Raw genomic sequence first — 18,740 nt, forward strand, 5'->3', positions numbered from 1 at the left:
CACTGTTATGTTTAACAAAGTCGTAAAAAACAGCAAAATTGCATTAGTTGCCGCTCTTTTCGCCATGCCTTTGGGTTCGATGGCTGAGGATGCTCAGTTTAATATTGCCGCGCCGCAAATTAACGCACAAACCTACGTTTTAATGGATTACAATTCCGGTGCCGTGTTGGCTTCGTTGAATCCCGATCAGCGTCAATATCCTGCGTCCCTAACAAAAATGATGACCAGTTATGTGGTGGGGCAGGCGCTAAAACAAGGCAAAATCCATAACACCGATATGGTTACAATCGGGGAAAGTGCATGGGGACAAAATTTCCCGGGCTCATCTAAAATGTTCCTAAACTTAAATCAACAGGTTTCCGTGGCGGATTTAAATCGCGGGATTATTGTTGTTTCCGGTAATGATGCCTGTGTTGCTATGGCAGAACATGTTTCCGGCACAGTAATGAACTTTGTGGATGCCATGAATAAATACGTAGAACAGTTTGGTTTAAAAAACACCCGTTTTACCACCGTGCATGGTTTAGATGAAGAAGGGCAATATTCTTCTGCCCGAGACATGGCAATTATCGGTGCGCATATTATTCGTGATTTGCCGGAAGAATATAAAATTTACGCAGAAAAAGATTTTACCTTTAATAAAATTAAACAACCGAATCGCAATGGCTTGTTATGGGATAAAACCATTAATGTTGATGGCATGAAAACCGGTCATACGGACAAAGCCGGTTATAATCTTGTAGCGTCTGCCACCAATCCGAATAATATGCGTTTGATTTCCGTGGTTATGGGCGTGCCGACTTACAAAGGCCGTGAAGTGGAAAGCAAAAAATTATTACAATGGGGCTTTGCTAATTTTGAAACCTTTAAAACCTTTGAGGCGGGCAAGACGGGCCAATCCATTTCCGAGCAACGGGTTTATTACGGTGATAAAAGCAACATTCAGTTAGGTGTATTACAGGATGCGTTTATTACCATTCCGAAAGGCAAAAGTAGCGAGCTGAAAGCCCGTTATGAATTAGAGAAAAAATATCTGGAAGCCCCGCTTGCCAAGGGCCAAGTCGTAGGTAAAGTCATTTATCAATTAGAGGGCAAAGATGTTGCCAGCGTAAACTTACAAGTTATGCAAGAAGTGAAAGAAGGCGGCATTTTCGGCAAAATTTGGGACTGGTTGGTGCTTACCATCAAAAGTTTGTTTGACTAGTCTCTAAAAAACACATTTAAAACCGACCGCACTTTTCTAGGAAAGTGCGGTTAAATTTTTAGGAAAAAACAATGACTGATAAAAAAACGGTAAATTTAACCGACCTTGCACATGATAAAAAATTAAAAGATCTACTTGAATTCCCGTGTAATTTCACTTTTAAAGTAGTAGGCGCCGCACGTTCTGATTTAGTGGACGATGTGGTTCAGACCGTTCATAAAACCATCAAAGGCGATTATACGCCGACAACCAAGGAAAGTGGTAAAGGCACCTATCATTCCGTGTCTATCAATGTCCGTGCAGAAAATATCGAACAAATCGAAACTCTGTATAAGGAACTGGCGGAAATTAAAGGTGTGCGCATGGTGTTGTAATCACCAAAGTGCGGTCAAAAAACACAACGTTTTTAGGAAATTATCATGCAACCCGAATTAATTGTACGCCAACTTGGTATTCGTGATTACGAGAGCGTTTGGCACGAAATGCAGGCGTTTACCGATAATCGTACGGAAGATACCACCGATGAAATTTGGTTGGTGCAACATCCGTCGGTATTTACCCAAGGCCAAGCAGGCAAGCCGGAGCATTTGTTACAGCATACGGATATTCCGGTGGTGCAATCGGATCGTGGCGGACAAATAACCTATCATGGTTTGGGGCAGCAAATTATGTATGTGCTGATTGATGTTAAGCGGCATGAGAATTTAAATGTGCGTCAATTAGTAACCGCACTTGAACAATCAGTGGTGAAAACGCTGGCGGATTATGGCATTGAAGGCTACCCGAAACCGGATGCGCCCGGTGTGTATATTGATGGCAGAAAAATTTGTTCTCTCGGTTTGCGTATTCGTCATGGTCGTTCTTTTCACGGTTTGGCGTTTAATATCAATATGGATTTGGCGCCTTTCCATCAAATTAATCCTTGCGGCTATGCGGGGCTAGAAATGTGCCAACTGGCGGATTTTGTTGGCAACGAACAGGCGGATTGCCACAAAGTTTCCCTACAATTAGTTAAGCATTTTTCCACACTGTTAGGGTATAATGTAACAAATCATTAACACTCTCAGTTAATCACAGTTTAATCTCGTTACCCTTGCCATTTACTCGCTACATAAGGAATTTCAATGGGAACACCTTTTAAGATGGAGCGTGGCGTTAAATATCGTGACGCCGCGAAAACGTCTATTATTCCGGTAAAAAATATCGATCCTGAACAGGAATTACTTAAAAAACCGGAATGGATGAAAATCAAAATTCCCGCTAACGGAGCGCGAATTCAAAGTATTAAATCCGGTATGCGTCGCCACGGATTGCATTCCGTATGTGAAGAAGCCTCTTGTCCGAACCTGCACGAATGTTTTAATCACGGTACGGCAACCTTTATGATTCTTGGGGCGATTTGTACCCGCCGCTGTCCGTTCTGTGATGTCGCACACGGCAAACCGCTTGCACCGAATCCGGATGAGCCACGTCAATTGGCGGAAACTATTCAGGATATGAAGTTACGTTATGTGGTTATTACTTCCGTTGACCGTGACGACTTACCTGATCGTGGTGCCGGGCATTTTGCGGATTGCGTACGTGAAATTCGTGCGTTAAATCCGAATATTAAAATTGAGATTTTGGTGCCTGATTTCCGTGGACGCATTGAATTGGCGTTGGAAAAATTAAAAGACAATCCGCCGGATGTGTTTAACCACAACTTGGAAAATGTACCACGTTTATATCGTGAAATTCGTCCGGGCGCGGATTATCAATGGTCGTTGCGCTTGCTGAAAGAATTTAAAGCGATGTTCCCGAATATTCCGACCAAATCGGGATTAATGGTAGGCTTAGGCGAAACCAACGAAGAAATCTTGGAAGTTATGCAGGATTTGCGTGATCACGGTGTGACAATGCTCACTGTCGGTCAATATTTACAACCAAGTCGACACCATTTACCGGTTGCCCGCTATGTGCCGCCGACTGAATTTGATATGTTCCGCGAAAAAGCACAAGCCATGGGCTTTGAACATGCGGCTTGCGGCCCGTTCGTACGTTCTTCCTACCACGCCGATTTACAAGCGAGCGGTGGATTAGTGAAATAATCTGAAAAGTGCGGTTGTTTTAACAGCTATTTTTCAAGGTGAAAAACGTTGCTGGAAACAACCGCACTTTATGACACTCAATAAGAAAAAAAGGAAAGTTGTGAGTAACTTTCCTTTTTTTTAACTTATCGGCTTATTGTTTCCGCCAAGTGGTGCCGTTCGGGCCGTCTTCTAACACAATGCCCATTTGGGTTAAGGCGTTGCGTGCCGCATCAGCAGCCGGCCAGTCTTTGGCGGCGCGGGCTTCGTTGCGTTGTTTGATAAGTCCTTCGATTTTGGCGACTTCGTCGTCATCGGAACCGGCTTGTAGGAATTGTTCCGGATCGAGTTGAAGCAAACCGAGAATGCCGGCAAGTTCGCGTAAACGCGCGGCAAGTCCATTGGCTTTTTCCATGTCTTCGGTTTTCAGTTTGTTCAATTCACGCGCCATTTCAAATAGCACAGAAAGGGCATTTGGCGTATTGAAATCGTCGTCCATGGCTTCACGGAAGGCGTCCACAAAATTTTCACCGCCAAAAGCCACCGCACTTTTATCAGTGCCGCGCAATGCGGTGTAAAGGCGTTCCAATGCGCCATGAGCCAGATTGAGATTTTCTTCGCTGTAATTTAATTGGCTGCGGTAATGGGCGGTGAGCAGGAAGTAGCGCACGCTTTCCGCATCGTAGTGATTTAATACATCGCGAATAGTGAAGAAGTTGCCGAGGGATTTCGACATTTTCTCTTTATCTACCATGATCATGCCGGAATGTAGCCAGTAGTTCACATACTGATTACCGTGGGCACAGCAGGATTGGGCGATTTCGTTTTCATGGTGCGGAAACATCAGGTCGGAGCCGCCACCGTGAATGTCAAAATGTTCGCCAAGTTGTTTGCTGTTCATGGCGGAGCATTCAATGTGCCAACCCGGACGGCCTTTGCCCCAAGGTGAATCCCAACTTGGTTCATTTGGTTTGGACATTTTCCACAACACGAAATCCATTGGGTTTTTCTTGATTTCATTGATTTCAATACGAGTCCCCGCTTGTAATTGCTCTAAATCTTGGCGGGATAATTTGCCGTACTCTTTGAAGCTTTCCACATCAAACATCACATCGCCATTGTCCGCCACATAAGCATGTCCGCGTTGAATCAGTTTTTCTACAATAGCAATAATTTCAGGAATGTGATGGGTCGCACGCGGTTCAAAATCCGGACGCAAAATGTTCAGGGCGTCAAAATCCTTGTACATTTCCACGACCATGCGATCCACCAATTGCTCACAGGTTTCTTTGTTTTCCAACGCGCGTTTAATGATTTTGTCATCTACGTCAGTGATGTTGCGCACATAGGTTAAATCGTAACCTAAATAGCGTAAGTAGCGGGCAATGACATCGAAACACACAAAGGTTCGTCCGTGCCCGATATGGCAGAGATCGTAAACGGTGACACCGCACACATACATGCCGATTTTGCCTGCGTGAATCGGTTTGAATATTTCTTTTTCGCGGGTGAGGGTATTGAAAAGTTTTAACATATTAGGATCCAAATCTTTTTGAAAACGCACCGCACTTTATGGCGATTTGGGGCGGATTGTGAAATAATGACGCTCTTTAATTCGTATAGGAAAAGTACAATGATTACACTACACACCAATTTTGGCGACATTAAAATTGCCTTAAATCACGAAAAAGCACCGGTAACGGCGGAAAACTTCTTAACTTATTGTAAAAACGGCTTTTATGATAACACAATTTTCCACCGTGTGATTGACGGTTTTATGATTCAGGGTGGCGGCATGGAAAGCGGTATGCGCGAAAAAGCCACTAACGCGCCGATTAAAAATGAAGCCAACAACCGTTTAAGCAACAAACGTGGCACTATCGCCATGGCACGTACTTCCGATCCGCATTCTGCTACCGCACAATTCTTTATTAACGTTGCCGATAATACTTTCTTAGATTATCGCGCGAAAGAATTGCATGGTCGTGAAGTGGTACAAGAATGGGGCTATGCGGTATTCGGCGAAGTTGTTGAAGGCATGGACGTTGTGGATAAAATCAAAGGTGTGAAAACCGGCAACAAAGGCTTCCACCAAGACGTGCCGAATGACGATGTGGTGATTACATCCGTTACGATTGACGAATAATAATATAGGCAACTCATTGAGTTGCCTGATTTTTTAGATTGATATGTATTCCTTTTTCGACACGCATACCCACCTCGATTATTTGCAGCAAGCCACCGGTGAGCCGTTAGCACAGCTTATGCAAAATGCACAGACGCGAGGGGTACAAAAAATGCTGATTGTGGCGGTATTACAACGTGATTTTAAAACGATTGAAAAAATGACCGCACTTTATCCTGAACACTTGTATTACGGCTTGGGGCTACATCCGTTGTATATTAAAGAACACCAAGCGCAGGATTTGGCGTTATTGGAGCAGGCATTGGCAACGCGTTCGGCAAATTGCACAGCAGTAGCGGAAATCGGCTTAGAGCGTGCCGTACCGGAATTGTTAAGCGAGGCATTATGGCGCAAGCAATGTGACTTTTTCGAAGCGCAACTGTATTTGGCGAAAAAGCACGATTTGCCGGTGAATATGCATTCCCGTAAGTCGCACGATCAACTGTTTTCTTTTCTTAAACGCATTGATGTGCCGAAACGTGGTGTCGTACATGGTTTTGCAGGCAGTTATGATCAGGCGAAACGTTTTGTGGATTTAGGGTATCACATTGGTGTGGGTGGCACGATTACCTATGAACGCGCCAATAAAACCCGTCAAACCATCGCTAAATTGCCGCTTGATGCCTTGCTGTTGGAAACGGATTCGCCCGACATGCCGGTATTTGGGTTTCAGGGGCAACCTAATCGACCTGAGCGCGTGGCGCAGGTGTTTCGCGTTTTATGTGAGTTAAGACATGAGCCTGCGGATGTGATTGCCGATACTCTTTGGCAAAACAGCATAGCAAAATTTGCTTAAAAGCCATTTTTCCCGCATTTTAACAGCGCATGACCCGTGATAATTTTTCCGAACCTTAAAATCGTGTTAAAATCGTCCACGTTTTTGTTTGCTGTGATGGCAATTTTTATTTTTTTAAATTTAGATAACCTATCATGAAACCAATACATCATGCCTTATTTTGGGTAGCCTTGACTTTGGCGGGGACAGCTACGGCCGAAAAGGTGGCACAGCCTAAAAATAACTTGACCGAAGAACGCATTCAAATCGCCGAACCGCAATTACCGCAACCACCACAGGTGGACGAGGCGGCAGATAACAAACACACCCTATCTATCACCAAAGAAGAACTGGCAAAACGACCGGATTTAATTATTCGCGGGTTGATTCCGGCATTATTGCAAAACAATTCGGAGGCCGTGGCATTATTACTTCCGTTGTATAAACAGCAGGCACAACAAGATCCTTTCTTATTGGCTTGGGGAGAGGCGGTGTTGGCAACCCGTCATGGCGATTATGCACCCGCAGTGCAACAATACCGTGAATTATTTGCCCAACGTCCTGATATTTTGCAATTGCGTTATCAATTAGCCCATGCGTTGTTTTTAAATAATGATAATGAGGCGGCGAAAGATCAGTTCCAAAAACTCCGTGCGGAAGTCAATGATGTGCCATCACAACAAATGATCGATCAATATTTGATGGCAATTAACCAACGGGATCAGTGGAAAATTAATGGAGGTATCAGTTTTTTAAATGAATCCAATATTAATAATGCGCCGAAAGCCGGCACCCGTGTCGGCGGTTGGAAAGCCTGGGAACGGGAACAGGCGCATGGTGTGTCTTACTATTTTGGCGCGGAGAAAAAATGGTCGCTGCCAAATCAGTTATTTGCGAAATTCGTTTTGGATGGACAAGGCAAATATTATTGGGATAACAAAAAATATAACGAATTTAACGCCAGAATTGGCGCCGGTCTTGGCTATCAAACGGCAAATAGCGAATTTTCCCTTCTCCCTTTCACTGAACGACGTTGGTATTCCGGCGGGTCTTCCGGCAGTGATGCCATGAAACAATTTTCTAAAAATTCCGGTGTGCGCATTGATGTAAGTCATTGGCTTAATAAATCATGGCAAATTTCCACCGCACTTGAATATGGCGAACAGCGTTATGTCACCCGTAAGCATTTAAATGGCAATAATTATTTATGGTCGAACACCTTATTATTTTTACCTTACAGCGGGCAATATTGGTTCGCCGGCGCAGATTATAATCGCGAAAATACGCGCGATCTTGATAATGCTTATCAGCGTAAAAATGTACGTTTAGGTTGGGTGCAAGAATGGCCGTTAGGCATTTCCAGTCGTCTTTCCGTAGCTTATGCAAGGCGAACTTATCAAGGGGTGGATTTGTTTGGTATTCGTCAAAAAAATAAGGAATACCAAACCAATGTCACTTTATGGCATCGTAATGTTTATTTTGGGGGTATTACGCCGAAACTTACCTGGTCGTACCAAAAAAATGACAGCAATCATCCGTTTTATCGCTATGATAAAAATCGGATTTATTTAGAAATGAGCAAAACCTTTTAATCATGGATTAAGGCAAACATATCATGAAGTTACAACAACGCTATCGACAAGCGGCTAAGGAAGCCCGTTGGACATTGGGTTTAACCATCCTTTATGTTATTGGTTGGTGCTTATGCGCCTATTTACCAAAAGGCACACAAGGGCCAATCGGTTTTCCGCTGTGGTTTGAACTGGCCTGTATTTATCTACCTATTCTCTTTATTGTGGTGGCATATTGGCTGATTAAAATTATGTTTCAGGATATTCCACTGGATGTGGAACAGAAAAATCAAGATATGACAATGGAGCGTCATCAATGAACCTAGGGATTATTTTTCCGCTCGTCATTTATTTGGCATTTGTATTCGGGGCGGCGATTTATGCTTATGTAAAACGTCAAAGAGACGGCGATTTTCTTTCCGAATATTATGTGGGCAACCGTTCCATGACGGGCTTTGTGCTCGCCATGACGACCGCCTCTACTTATGCCAGCGCCAGTTCCTTTATCGGTGGCCCCGGTGCGGCGTATAAATACGGCTTAGGTTGGGTCTTGCTTGCTATGATCCAAGTGCCTGCGGTGTGGTTGGCACTCGGTGCGTTGGGGAAAAAATTTGCTTTGCTTTCCCGAGAAACTAACGCCTTGACCATCAATGATTTATTGCTTTATCGCTATAAAAACAAATATTTAGTGTGGATTGCCTGCGTCGCGTTGTTGATTGCCTTCTTTGCGGCGATGACCGTGCAATTTATCGGAGGTGCGCGTTTGTTGGAAACGACTATTGGTATTCCTTACACCCAAGCCTTATTAATTTTCGCTTTAACCGTGGGGATTTATACCTTTATCGGTGGTTTCCGTGCTGTGGTGTTAACGGACACGATCCAAGGTACCGTGATGATTCTAGGCACGATAGTGTTATTGGTCGGCGTGATTTATCAGGTAGGCGGTGTGGAAAGTGCGGTCAAAAAATTAACTGAAATTGACCCTAGCCTCGTCAGTCCGTACGGACCGAATGAGATGCTGGATTTCCAATTTATGGCGTCTTTCTGGATTTTGGTTTGCTTCGGTGTGGTCGGCTTGCCACACACGGCAGTGCGTTGCATGGCGTTTAAAGACAGCAAAGCCCTGCACAACGGTATGCTAATCGGCACGATTGTGTTGACCGTTATCATGTTCGGTATGCACTTGGCAGGCGCATTGGGGCGCGCTATCGTGCCGGATTTAACGGTGTCGGATAAAGTGATCCCGAGCCTGATGTTGCAAGTGTTGCCACCGATTGTGGCGGGGATTTTCCTCGCGGCGCCAATGTCGGCGATTATGTCCACGGTGGATGCCCAGCTCATTCAATCGTCTTCTATTTTTGTGAAGGACTTGTATTTGGCGGCAAAACCGCAGGCGGTGCAAAACCAAAAACGTATCGGTCGAATCTCTTCAGTAATTACATTAATTTTGACCGCACTTTTAATTTTCGCTTCTCTCAATCCGCCGGATATGATCATTTGGCTGAATCTGTTTGCCTTTGGTGGTTTGGAAGCCGCATTTTTATGGGTTATCGTATTAGGACTGTATTGGGATAAAGCCAATGCTTACGGCGCGATAAGCTCCATGTTGGTCGGTTTAATCTCCTTTATTTTACTCACCCAATTTGGCATTAAACTCTTGGGCTTCAATCCAATTGCACCGGCCTTAGTATTTGGCTTGATCGCATTTTTAGTGGGAAATAAAATCGGTGAAAAGCGCCATTCAAAGTGCGGTGAAAATGACAGGTAAAATACATGAAAAAAATAGATCAAAAAAGCTTGGAAAATGCTTACCGCTTGTTTGAAACGAATGATATTCGTCAAATTGAAGTAGGAACGACACGGGGATTACAACAAATTCACCAATATTTATTTCAACATTTATATGATTTTGCCGGCGTGATTCGTGAACAAAATATTTCTAAAGGCAATTTTCGTTTTGTTAATTCGTTGTATTTAAAAGAAGCGTTGGGCAAAATTGAGCAAATGCCTGAAACGACATTTGAGGAGATTATTAATAAATATGTTGAAATGAATATTGCCCATCCGTTTTTGGAAGGCAATGGACGTTCAACAAGAATTTGGTTGGATTTAATCTTAAAGAAAAATTTAAGCAAAGTTGTTAATTGGCAAAATGTAGATAAAACCTTATACCTTCAAGCGATGGAGCGTAGTCCAATTAATGATTTGGAAATTCGCTTTTTACTACAAAATAATTTAACGGATGATGTTGATAATCGTGAAATCATTTTTAAAGGCATTGAGCAATCCTACTACTACGAAGGTTATGAAAAAGAATAAAAGGATAAACAAATGGCTTGGATTCAAATTCGCCTAAACAGTACTAACGAAAAGGCAGAGCAAATCAGTGATTTTTTAGAAGAGATCGGCTCGGTGTCGGTTACCTTCATGGACAGCCAAGACACGCCGATTTTTGAACCGCTACCGGGAGAAACACGGCTTTGGGGCAACACTGACGTGATCGCCTTGTTTGATGCGGAAACCGATATGAATGTAATCGTGGATGCACTTAAACAAGCGAAGCATTTAGACGAAAATTCCGCCTATAAAATCGAACAAATCGAAGACAAAGATTGGGAACGCGAGTGGATGGATAATTTCCATCCAATGCAATTCGGCAAGCGTTTGTGGATTTGTCCGAGTTGGCGTGACGTGCCGGAGCCGCATGCGGTCAATGTGATGTTGGATCCGGGCTTGGCATTTGGTACCGGAACACATCCGACCACCGCCCTTTGCTTGGAATGGCTTGATGGTTTGGATTTGAAAGATAAGACGGTGATCGATTTCGGTTGTGGTTCAGGTATCCTTGCCATTGCGTCGTTAAAGCTTGGCGCGAAAAGTGCGGTGGGCATTGATATTGATCCGCAAGCGATTTTAGCCAGCCGTAATAATGCGGAGCAAAACGGTGTTGCCGATCGTTTGCAGCTGTTTTTGTCGGATGAAAAACCGTCTGACTTAAAGGCTGATGTGGTGGTGGCGAATATTTTGGCCGGCCCATTAAAAGAACTTTATCCTGTGATTAGCCAATTGGTTAAACCAAATGGCGTGTTGGGGCTGTCCGGTATTTTAGCGACTCAAGCGCAGTCCGTGTGTGATGCTTACGCTGAAAGTTTTGATTTAGAGCCGGTGGCGGAACGGGAAGAGTGGTGTCGGATTACAGGTAATCTCAAATCTTAATCGTTTTATCAATAGGTTAGTAAAAAAGTGCGGTGGAAAAATATTTTGTTTTTTCACCGCACTTTTTTGCTTTTTTATGCAAGAAAGTAACTAAAATCCATAAAAATTTTATGGATAATGTCAAGGGGTAATTTCTATTTTTTCACATAAATTTGACAAAATTAAATGAATCAAAAAAATTTACAAATTTGTATAAAAAACACGCTTTCCAAACGCATTAAAAGTGCGTATGATAGCACGCCTTGTCAGTAGGCAAGGGAGTTTGATTAAGTAATTGAAATGTAGTGGAGTCGCGGGTGCATATTGGTTTTTATCAATTAAAAAATCGCATTTTGCTGGCGCCCATGGCAGGGATTACCGATCAACCTTTTCGTCGAATTTGTGCAACTTATGGCGCAGGTTTGACTTTCTCAGAAATGATGTCAACCAACCCGCAGGTATGGCATACCGAGAAATCGAAATTGCGCTTGGCTCATCACCAAGAAGCAGGCATAAATGCCGTACAAATTGCGGGTTCAGATCCTGATGAAATGGCGCAAGCCGCTCAAGTGAATGTCGAATATGGCGCTCAGATTATTGATATTAATATGGGCTGCCCGGCAAAGAAGGTGAATCGTAAAATGGCGGGTTCCGCACTTTTACAATATCCCCAACTTGTCCGACAAATTCTTGAGACTGTAGTGAAATCTGTTGAGGTTCCGGTAACCTTAAAAATTCGCACAGGTTGGGATTTGGAAAATCGAAATTGTGTAGAAATTGCCAAAATCGCGGAACAAAGCGGTATTCAAGCGTTAACCATTCATGGTCGTACCCGAGCCTGTAAATTTGAAGGCGATGCGGAATATGAACATATTCGTTTGGTGAAACAGCAGGTTGCCATTCCGGTGATTGCTAATGGCGATATTACTTCTGCCCAAAAAGCCAAAGCGGTGCTCGATTACACGGGTGCTGATGGCATTATGATCGGACGTGGAGCCTTAGGCCGACCATGGTTATTTCAATCTGTGGTTGGGCTGGTGGAGCATGATTCGATTATTCAGGAACCAAGTCCAGAAGAAAAATATTGTGTAATTTTGCAGCATATCCGTGAATTGCATCGCTTTTACGGAGAAGAAAAAGGCTACCGAATTGCGCGTAAGCATATTGCTTGGTATTTACAGGACATTCAACCCGATTCTGTTTTTAAACAAGATTTTAATGCGATAACCTCTGCTTCGGCACAATTATCCGCATTAGAACAATATTTTAGTTTAATTTGATTTAATTAATGGATAGAAAAATGTTAGAACAACGTAATCCGGCGGAAGCATTAACTGTTTCAGTGCTGAATTCTCAATCTCAAGTGACCAACAAACCATTGCGCGACTCTGTAAAACAAGCGTTAAGAAATTATTTATCCCAATTAGACGGTCAAGATGTGAATGATCTGTATGAATTGGTATTGGCAGAAGTCGAACACCCAATGTTGGATATGGTTATGCAATATACTCGCGGTAATCAAACCCGCGCCGCAACAATGCTTGGCATCAACCGTGGCACTTTGCGTAAAAAATTAAAAAAATACGGTATGGGTTAGTTTTTAACTCATTTTTGACCATCGCCCTTGTCGTTTTTGGCAAGGGTTTTTTTATGCTTTTTTCCCGCTTGTTTTTTCTTGCGCAAACGTTTTCGTTTATCCTGATTTCCTTTATAATAGCCCGCAATTTTTGTTTCAATTCAACCTCAAAGGTAATCCTCATGTTCCAAACTTTCCGTGGCTCTCCGGCGCTTTCCGAATTCCGTATCAATGGCTTAATGCAAAAATTCCAACAGCAACAATTACCGGTAAAATCCGTGTATGCGGAGTATGTGCATTTTGTGGCATTAAACGCCGCCCTTTCTGCTGAACAGGAAGCGAAACTGAAAGCCTTGTTGCATTACGGACCGACCCTTGCCGAACACGAAGCCAAAGGGGAAAGTTTTATTGTGATCCCGCGTGTCGGTACCATTTCCTCTTGGTCGTCTAAAGCCACCGACATTGCCCACAACTGTTGCTTGAACGAAGTAGAACGCATTGAGCGCGGTTTGGCGTATTACTTTGAATTGACACAGCCGTTAGATGAAAAAACAACGGAAAAACTGACCGCACTTTTACATGACCGCATGATGGAAACCGTGGTTCGCAAGGCAGACGAGGCGGAAGTGTTGTTCCGTCAACAAGAACCGAAGCCGTTCAAAACCGTGGATATTTTAAATGGCGGACGCAGTGCCTTAGAAAGTGCCAACGTAGAACTCGGCTTGGCATTGGCGGAAGATGAAATCGATTATTTGATGGAAAATTTCACCGCACTTGGACGCAACCCGCACGACATTGAGCTTTATATGTTCGCGCAAGCCAACTCGGAACATTGCCGCCACAAAATTTTCAATGCCGACTGGATTATCGACGGCAAAAAACAGGATAAATCCCTGTTCAAAATGATCAAAAATACCTTTGAGAAAACCCCTGATTTCGTGCTTTCTGCTTATAAAGATAATGCGGCAGTCATGGAAGGTTCCAAAGCGGGACGTTTCTTCCCGGATCAAGACGGCATTTACCGTTATCACAATGAAGACACTCACATTTTGATGAAAGTGGAAACCCACAACCACCCGACTGCCATTTCTCCGTTCCCGGGCGCGGCAACCGGCTCCGGTGGGGAAATCCGTGACGAAGGCGCGACCGGTCGTGGCGCCAAACCAAAAGCGGGTTTGGTGGGCTTCTCTGTGTCCAACTTATGCATTCCAAACTTTGAGCAACCTTGGGAAGCGCCGCTTTCTAAACCGAATCGTATTGCTTCCGCCTTAGATATTATGTTGGAAGGCCCGTTAGGTGGCGCGGCGTTTAACAACGAATTCGGTCGCCCTGCATTGCTCGGCTATTTCCGCACTTACGAACAAAAAGTGAATAGCTTCAACGGAGAAGAAGTACGTGGGTACCACAAACCAATCATGTTGGCGGGCGGTATCGGCAACATTCGTGCCGAACACGTGCAAAAAGGCGACATTCCGGTGGGCGCAAAACTGGTTGTGCTTGGCGGCCCTGCCATGAACATCGGCTTGGGCGGTGGTGCTGCGTCTTCTATGGCGTCCGGCAAATCCAAAGAAAACTTGGATTTCGCCTCCGTACAACGGGATAACCCGGAAATGGAACGTCGTTGCCAAGAAGTGATCGACCGTTGCTGGCAGCTGGGCGATGACAACCCGATTGCCTTTATTCACGACGTGGGCGCGGGCGGTTTATCCAACGCTATGCCGGAATTGGTGCATGACGGCGGCCGTGGCGGTAAATTTGAGCTCCGCAAAATCTTAAGCGACGAGCGCGAAATGAGCCCGTTGGAAATTTGGTGTAACGAATCACAAGAACGTTATGTGCTTGCCATTCATCCGGAAAAACTACCGCACTTTGAGGAACTTTGCCGTCGTGAACGCGCGCCTTATGCGGTCATCGGCGAAGCCACGGAAGAAGAACACTTAACCTTACATGACGAGCATTTCAACAACAATCCGATTGATTTGCCGATGGGCGTGTTGCTTGGCAAAACCCCGAAAATGACCCGCGACGTGCAAACGGCAAGCGTGAACGGCGAACCGCTCGAACAAAGCCAAATTCAATTAAAAGAGGCGTTACATCGTGTGCTTCGTTTACCTGCGGTGGCAGAAAAAACCTTCTTAATCACCATCGGTGACCGCACGGTGACCGGTATGGTGGCGCGTGACCAAATGGTCGGCCCGTGGCAAGTACCGGTGGCAGACTGTGCGGTGACCACGGCGACATTAGACAGCTACTACGGCGAAGCCATGTCCATGGGCGAACGTACGCCGGTAGCATTGCTAGACTTTGCGGCTTCAGCCCGTTTAGCTGTGGCTGAATCCTTAACCAACATTGCCGCCACGAACATCGGCGACATTAAACGCATTAAATTGTCTGCCAACTGGATGTCCGCCGCAGGCCACAAAGGCGAAGACGCGGGCTTATACTCAGCGGTGAAAGCCGTGGGCGAAGAGCTTTGCCCGCAATTAGGCTTAACCATTCCGGTGGGCAAAGACTCTATGTCCATGAAAACCACTTGGCAGGAAAATGGCGAGCAAAAAAGCGTGACTTCACCACTTTCTTTGATCATCAGCGCCTTTGCCCGCGTGGAAGATGTGCGCAAAACCGTTACCCCACAATTACGCACCGATAAAGGACAATCCCGCTTGTTGTTGGTGGATTTGGGCGAAGGTAACAATCGCTTGGGCGCTACGGCGTTAGCGCAGGTTTATGCGCAACTTGGCGATGAACCGGCGGATGTGGTCAACGCAGACACGTTGAAAAACTTCTTTAACGCCATGCAGGAATTGGTGGCACAAGAAAAATTATTGGCATACCACGACCGTTCCGACGGCGGTTTAATCATCACCTTGGCGGAAATGGCATTTGCCGGCCATTGTGGTGTGGCCGTCGATATCAGCGCCTTGGGCGACAACGATTTAGCCGTGTTATTTAACGAAGAATTGGGGGCGGTGATTCAAGTGCGCGACAGCGATTTGAGTCTCGTGCGCGATGTCTTTGCCAAACACAATGTGTTGCATTTGGTGAAAGAATTGGGCGCCGTGACCGAAGACGACGAAATCGAAATCACCCGCGGCAACAAAGTGTTACTCAATGAAAAACGCTCCGACTTGCGCGGTATTTGGGCGGAATTAACCCATCAAATGCAACGTTTACGGGACAACCCGGAATGTGCCGACCAAGAATTTGCGGCGAAGAAAAATCCGCAGGACAAAGGCTTCTCCGCCCATTTAACCTACGACCTAAGCGAAGACATTGCCGCGCCTTATATCGCCACCGGCAAACGCCCGAAAGTGGCGGTATTGCGTGAGCAAGGCGTCAACAGCCATGTTGAAATGGCGGCGGCATTTGACCGCGCTGGCTTTGAGGCTATCGACGTTCACATGAGCGATTTGCATAATCGTCGTTATGATTTGCAACACTTCAATGCCTTGGTGGCGTGCGGCGGCTTCTCTTACGGCGACGTGCTCGGCGCCGGTGGCGGTTGGGCGAAATCTATTTTATTTAACCCGCACTTACGGGATCAATTCAGCCAATTCTTTGAACGCGAAGACACGCTCGCACTTGGCATTTGTAACGGCTGCCAAATGCTTTCCACCTTGGCGGAAATCATCCCGGGTACGGAAAACTGGCCACGTTTCGTGCGTAATAAATCCGAACGTTTCGAAGCCCGTGCCGCCTTGGTTCGTATTAACGAAAGCAACTCCCTGTGGTTCCAAGGCATGGCAGGCTCCCACATGCCAATTGCCGTTTCCCACGGCGAGGGCAGAGTGGAATTCAAAACACCCGCAGATCTGACCGCACTTCAAGCACAAAACTTGATCGTGGCGCAATACATCGACAACAACCTCACCCCGACAGAAGTGTATCCGGCGAACCCGAATGGCTCCGTCCTCGGCATCACCGCCCTTTCCAACACCAACGGCCGCGTCGCCATCATGATGCCACACCCAGAACGTGTTTTCCGCACCGTGAGCAACTCATGGCATCCGGAAGAGTGGGGAGAAGATGGCGCTTGGATGCGGGTGTTTAGGAATGCGAGGGTGGTTTTGGGGTAATATAATTTACGGTTACTTTTAGATTAATTATATGCATAGGTGTAATATGATAGATTCTACAACGGTTGTAACTATTGGGAAAACCGTGATTAATTCAATTCCAGAGTCTCTCAAAGAAGATATTCTGAATAATGTAGGCCTCAAATGGAACCAGTATACAGCAAAAGAGTTGTTATCAAATTATTTAGATAATAGATACGAATCATTATCTAAAATGAAAACTTTGCTTTATAAAAATCCTGTATTAATATCTGATTTTTATATACCTATACCAGTTAAATTAGGTGAATATAACATTAAAGAAACTAGTATAGTTAAGGTTATTTTAGAAAATAAAAAAGTCATTATTTCAGGTGGGGCTGGGTTAGGTAAGTCAGTTTTTTGTAAAAGTATATTCTTAAATATAGCGACTAATAACTATGGTGTTTATCCTATATTTATTGAGTTAAGAGATTTGAATATTTCAGATCAAAGTTTAATAGAATATATTTGTAATAATATTTCTTATAATTCAAAAAAATTAAAGGAGTCTGTATTAGAAAGGATGATTAATGCAGGAAACTTAATATTAATATTAGATGGTTTTGATGAGTTAAACTTTAATTTGAGAGGGAAATATACTAAAGAAATATTGTTTCTATCTGATAAATACAAGAATCTTAAAATATTAGTTTCTAGCAGGCCAGACATTTCTTTTAAGTCATGGAATAATTTTATAGAGATTTCTATGGGAGGATTAAATAGAAATTTAGCTATAAAATTAATAAGTAAATTAGAATATGATGAGGATATAAAGAAAAAGTTTATTTCCAAATTAAGATCAGATTTTTATGATCTTCATGAAAGTTTTGTTATAAATCCTTTATTATTAACAATGATGTTTTTAACTTTTGAGGAATATGCTGAAATTCCAAATAGAATACATCTTTTTTATGAGCACGCATTTAGAACTTTATATCATAGACATGATGCATTAAAAAGCTTATTCAAAAGAGATTCAAAAACAAAATTAGATATTAGTGAGTTTTCTAAGATATTTTCTTATTTTTGTTTACATACGCATGTAAAGCAAGAATCAGTCTTAAATGAAAGGAATATCATTGATATTATTGAGAAAAGCATACACCATTATGGTATTAATATAAAGCCTGAGGATTTTTTATCAGACTTAATGCATAACTTATGTTTAATTCAGCGAGATGGATTAGATTTTGTATTCACTCATAGGTCATTTCAAGAGTATTTTTGTGCCTTATACCTTCTGAACTATAATAATAGTGATTATAGATATGCTATTTTTAATCAGGTTGCTATGGCAAACGAAAATAAGATAATTAATATATTATATGATATGAATCCTTATTTGGTTGAAAATTACTGGATAAAGGAAAAGATTAGAGATTTATTATCTGTAAATATTAATGAGTATGAAGATAAGAAGAATAAAATTGAAAGGATTATTAATATCGTTTTTATAAAAGAAAGTAGTTCTGAGCCTGGTAAATATTATCTTATGTATAACTGCAAATCTACAGAGGATGGATATGATAATAGTGGTTTTAATAAAAAAATATGGGATTTCTATTATGAGGAAATATCCTTTTCTAAAAGGGAGGTTCATTATTTGATAAATTCTATGTTAATACTAACTAGTAATGAGGTTAATGATATTTTTGACGGTTGTGATATATTAGATGATAAAATTGAATTCTTAGGAACATTAAAAGAGTTATGCAATAAATTATCAGATATTGCGTATAAGAATCTCATTAATTATTTATATGAAGAACTTATTGTTAATTCAAGATCTATTTTAGAAAAAATATCATCCTTTATAGATGAAAAAAATACTAATTCTAATCGTGATATTAGTGAGTTATTAGCTCAAAGATAGCCCCCATGATAGCGCAAGCGTCCACGCTTGTGCTTTTTTCATTTTAGTTACAGGCACAAGCGTGGACGCTTGCGCCATCGTAGTTCCATCTGTAATGCCATCGTAGTTCCATCTGTGATGCCATCGTAATCTAATTGTAATTCCATCATAATGTCATCATAACTCAATAGCTTTTTGATTTTTTGCTTCAGTAATTTA

Annotated in this window: 16 protein-coding genes; 15 read left to right on the forward strand and 1 reads right to left on the reverse strand. The window is 43.2% G+C overall.

What is annotated here, in order from left to right; genetic code table 11:
- Nucleotides 1-7 precede the first annotated feature (7 nt).
- The 4 genes from DK428_RS06980 (at nucleotide 8) to lipA (ending at nucleotide 3,291) form a co-directional block, all read left to right on the forward strand.
- Nucleotides 8-1,204, forward strand: a complete 1,197-nt coding sequence (locus DK428_RS06980; RefSeq protein ID WP_109063394.1) for a serine hydrolase — start codon at nucleotides 8-10, stop codon at nucleotides 1,202-1,204.
- Between the two features lie 71 nt (nucleotides 1,205-1,275).
- The gene (gene ybeD, locus DK428_RS06985) at nucleotides 1,276-1,578 is read left to right on the forward strand and encodes a DUF493 family protein YbeD (protein WP_109063395.1); all 303 of its coding nucleotides are present in this window, start codon (nucleotides 1,276-1,278) and stop codon (nucleotides 1,576-1,578) included.
- A 45-nt stretch (nucleotides 1,579-1,623) separates the two neighbouring features.
- The gene (gene lipB, locus DK428_RS06990; RefSeq protein WP_109063396.1) at nucleotides 1,624-2,262 is read left to right on the forward strand and encodes a lipoyl(octanoyl) transferase LipB; all 639 of its coding nucleotides are present in this window, start codon (nucleotides 1,624-1,626) and stop codon (nucleotides 2,260-2,262) included.
- A 66-nt stretch (nucleotides 2,263-2,328) separates the two neighbouring features.
- The gene (lipA, locus tag DK428_RS06995) at nucleotides 2,329-3,291 is read left to right on the forward strand and encodes a lipoyl synthase (RefSeq protein WP_012771720.1); all 963 of its coding nucleotides are present in this window, start codon (nucleotides 2,329-2,331) and stop codon (nucleotides 3,289-3,291) included.
- Nucleotides 3,292-3,424: 133 nt separating this feature from the next.
- Here the strand turns inward: lipA and cysS are convergent, their stop codons facing one another.
- Nucleotides 3,425-4,804, reverse strand: a complete 1,380-nt coding sequence (gene cysS / locus DK428_RS07000; protein ID WP_109063397.1) for a cysteine--tRNA ligase — start codon at nucleotides 4,802-4,804, stop codon at nucleotides 3,425-3,427.
- A gap of 99 nt (nucleotides 4,805-4,903) precedes the next feature.
- On the opposite strand from cysS, the gene DK428_RS07005 reads away from it, so the two are divergent.
- The 11 genes from DK428_RS07005 to DK428_RS07055 all read left to right on the forward strand — a co-directional run bounded on the left by DK428_RS07005 (nucleotide 4,904) and on the right by DK428_RS07055 (nucleotide 18,542).
- Entirely contained in the window at nucleotides 4,904-5,416 is a 513-nt protein-coding gene (locus DK428_RS07005; protein ID WP_005704548.1) for a peptidylprolyl isomerase, read from the forward strand.
- Between the two features lie 43 nt (nucleotides 5,417-5,459).
- On the forward strand, nucleotides 5,460-6,251 hold the full coding sequence (locus DK428_RS07010) for a TatD family hydrolase (protein WP_109063398.1): 792 nt from the start codon (nucleotides 5,460-5,462) through the stop codon (nucleotides 6,249-6,251).
- Between the two features lie 134 nt (nucleotides 6,252-6,385).
- Nucleotides 6,386-7,822 (forward strand): surface lipoprotein assembly modifier, encoded by a 1,437-nt coding sequence (locus tag DK428_RS07015; protein ID WP_109063399.1) that lies wholly within the window; start codon nucleotides 6,386-6,388, stop codon nucleotides 7,820-7,822.
- Between the two features lie 23 nt (nucleotides 7,823-7,845).
- Nucleotides 7,846-8,121, forward strand: a complete 276-nt coding sequence (locus DK428_RS07020; RefSeq protein WP_005704551.1) for a YhdT family protein — start codon at nucleotides 7,846-7,848, stop codon at nucleotides 8,119-8,121.
- Entirely contained in the window at nucleotides 8,118-9,569 is a 1,452-nt protein-coding gene (gene panF, locus DK428_RS07025) for a sodium/pantothenate symporter (RefSeq protein WP_109063400.1), read from the forward strand. The genes DK428_RS07020 and panF overlap by 4 nt, the downstream gene beginning before the upstream one ends.
- Before the next feature lie 5 nt (nucleotides 9,570-9,574).
- On the forward strand, nucleotides 9,575-10,120 hold the full coding sequence (gene fic / locus DK428_RS07030) for a protein adenylyltransferase Fic (RefSeq protein ID WP_109063401.1): 546 nt from the start codon (nucleotides 9,575-9,577) through the stop codon (nucleotides 10,118-10,120).
- 12 nt (nucleotides 10,121-10,132) lie between these two features.
- Complete coding sequence (gene prmA / locus DK428_RS07035; protein ID WP_109063402.1) at nucleotides 10,133-11,017, forward strand: 50S ribosomal protein L11 methyltransferase; 885 nt, start codon at nucleotides 10,133-10,135, stop codon at nucleotides 11,015-11,017.
- Between the two features lie 296 nt (nucleotides 11,018-11,313).
- Nucleotides 11,314-12,276: a tRNA dihydrouridine synthase DusB gene (gene dusB / locus DK428_RS07040; protein ID WP_109063403.1), complete on the forward strand. Its 963-nt coding sequence runs from the start codon at nucleotides 11,314-11,316 to the stop codon at nucleotides 12,274-12,276.
- A 20-nt stretch (nucleotides 12,277-12,296) separates the two neighbouring features.
- The gene (gene fis, locus DK428_RS07045) at nucleotides 12,297-12,593 is read left to right on the forward strand and encodes a DNA-binding transcriptional regulator Fis (RefSeq protein WP_005701282.1); all 297 of its coding nucleotides are present in this window, start codon (nucleotides 12,297-12,299) and stop codon (nucleotides 12,591-12,593) included.
- A gap of 161 nt (nucleotides 12,594-12,754) precedes the next feature.
- On the forward strand, nucleotides 12,755-16,648 hold the full coding sequence (purL, locus tag DK428_RS07050; RefSeq protein WP_109063404.1) for a phosphoribosylformylglycinamidine synthase: 3,894 nt from the start codon (nucleotides 12,755-12,757) through the stop codon (nucleotides 16,646-16,648).
- 46 nt (nucleotides 16,649-16,694) lie between these two features.
- Nucleotides 16,695-18,542, forward strand: coding sequence for an NACHT domain-containing protein (locus DK428_RS07055; RefSeq protein ID WP_157952197.1), 1,848 nt, complete (start codon nucleotides 16,695-16,697; stop codon nucleotides 18,540-18,542).
- Nucleotides 18,543-18,740 lie beyond the last annotated feature (198 nt).

It is taken from the genome of Aggregatibacter kilianii (assembly GCF_003130255.1).
GTDB lineage: Bacteria > Pseudomonadota > Gammaproteobacteria > Enterobacterales > Pasteurellaceae > Aggregatibacter > Aggregatibacter kilianii.

Bases quoted from the DNA above. Each gene is read 5' to 3' on its own strand.
- DK428_RS07010 (WP_109063398.1), top strand. From the start codon at position 5,460: ATGTATTCCTTTTTCGACACGCATACCCACCTCGATTATTTGCAGCAA.
- ybeD (WP_109063395.1), top strand. From the start codon at position 1,276: ATGACTGATAAAAAAACGGTAAATTTAACCGACCTTGCACATGATAAA.
- DK428_RS06980 (WP_109063394.1), top strand. From the start codon at position 8: ATGTTTAACAAAGTCGTAAAAAACAGCAAAATTGCATTAGTTGCCGCT.
- cysS (WP_109063397.1), bottom strand. From the start codon at position 4,804: ATGTTAAAACTTTTCAATACCCTCACCCGCGAAAAAGAAATATTCAAA.
- panF (WP_109063400.1), top strand. From the start codon at position 8,118: ATGAACCTAGGGATTATTTTTCCGCTCGTCATTTATTTGGCATTTGTA.
- fis (WP_005701282.1), top strand. From the start codon at position 12,297: ATGTTAGAACAACGTAATCCGGCGGAAGCATTAACTGTTTCAGTGCTG.
- purL (WP_109063404.1), top strand. From the start codon at position 12,755: ATGTTCCAAACTTTCCGTGGCTCTCCGGCGCTTTCCGAATTCCGTATC.
- DK428_RS07005 (WP_005704548.1), top strand. From the start codon at position 4,904: ATGATTACACTACACACCAATTTTGGCGACATTAAAATTGCCTTAAAT.
- DK428_RS07020 (WP_005704551.1), top strand. From the start codon at position 7,846: ATGAAGTTACAACAACGCTATCGACAAGCGGCTAAGGAAGCCCGTTGG.
- lipA (WP_012771720.1), top strand. From the start codon at position 2,329: ATGGGAACACCTTTTAAGATGGAGCGTGGCGTTAAATATCGTGACGCC.
- DK428_RS07015 (WP_109063399.1), top strand. From the start codon at position 6,386: ATGAAACCAATACATCATGCCTTATTTTGGGTAGCCTTGACTTTGGCG.
- prmA (WP_109063402.1), top strand. From the start codon at position 10,133: ATGGCTTGGATTCAAATTCGCCTAAACAGTACTAACGAAAAGGCAGAG.
- lipB (WP_109063396.1), top strand. From the start codon at position 1,624: ATGCAACCCGAATTAATTGTACGCCAACTTGGTATTCGTGATTACGAG.
- fic (WP_109063401.1), top strand. From the start codon at position 9,575: ATGAAAAAAATAGATCAAAAAAGCTTGGAAAATGCTTACCGCTTGTTT.
- DK428_RS07055 (WP_157952197.1), top strand. From the start codon at position 16,695: ATGATAGATTCTACAACGGTTGTAACTATTGGGAAAACCGTGATTAAT.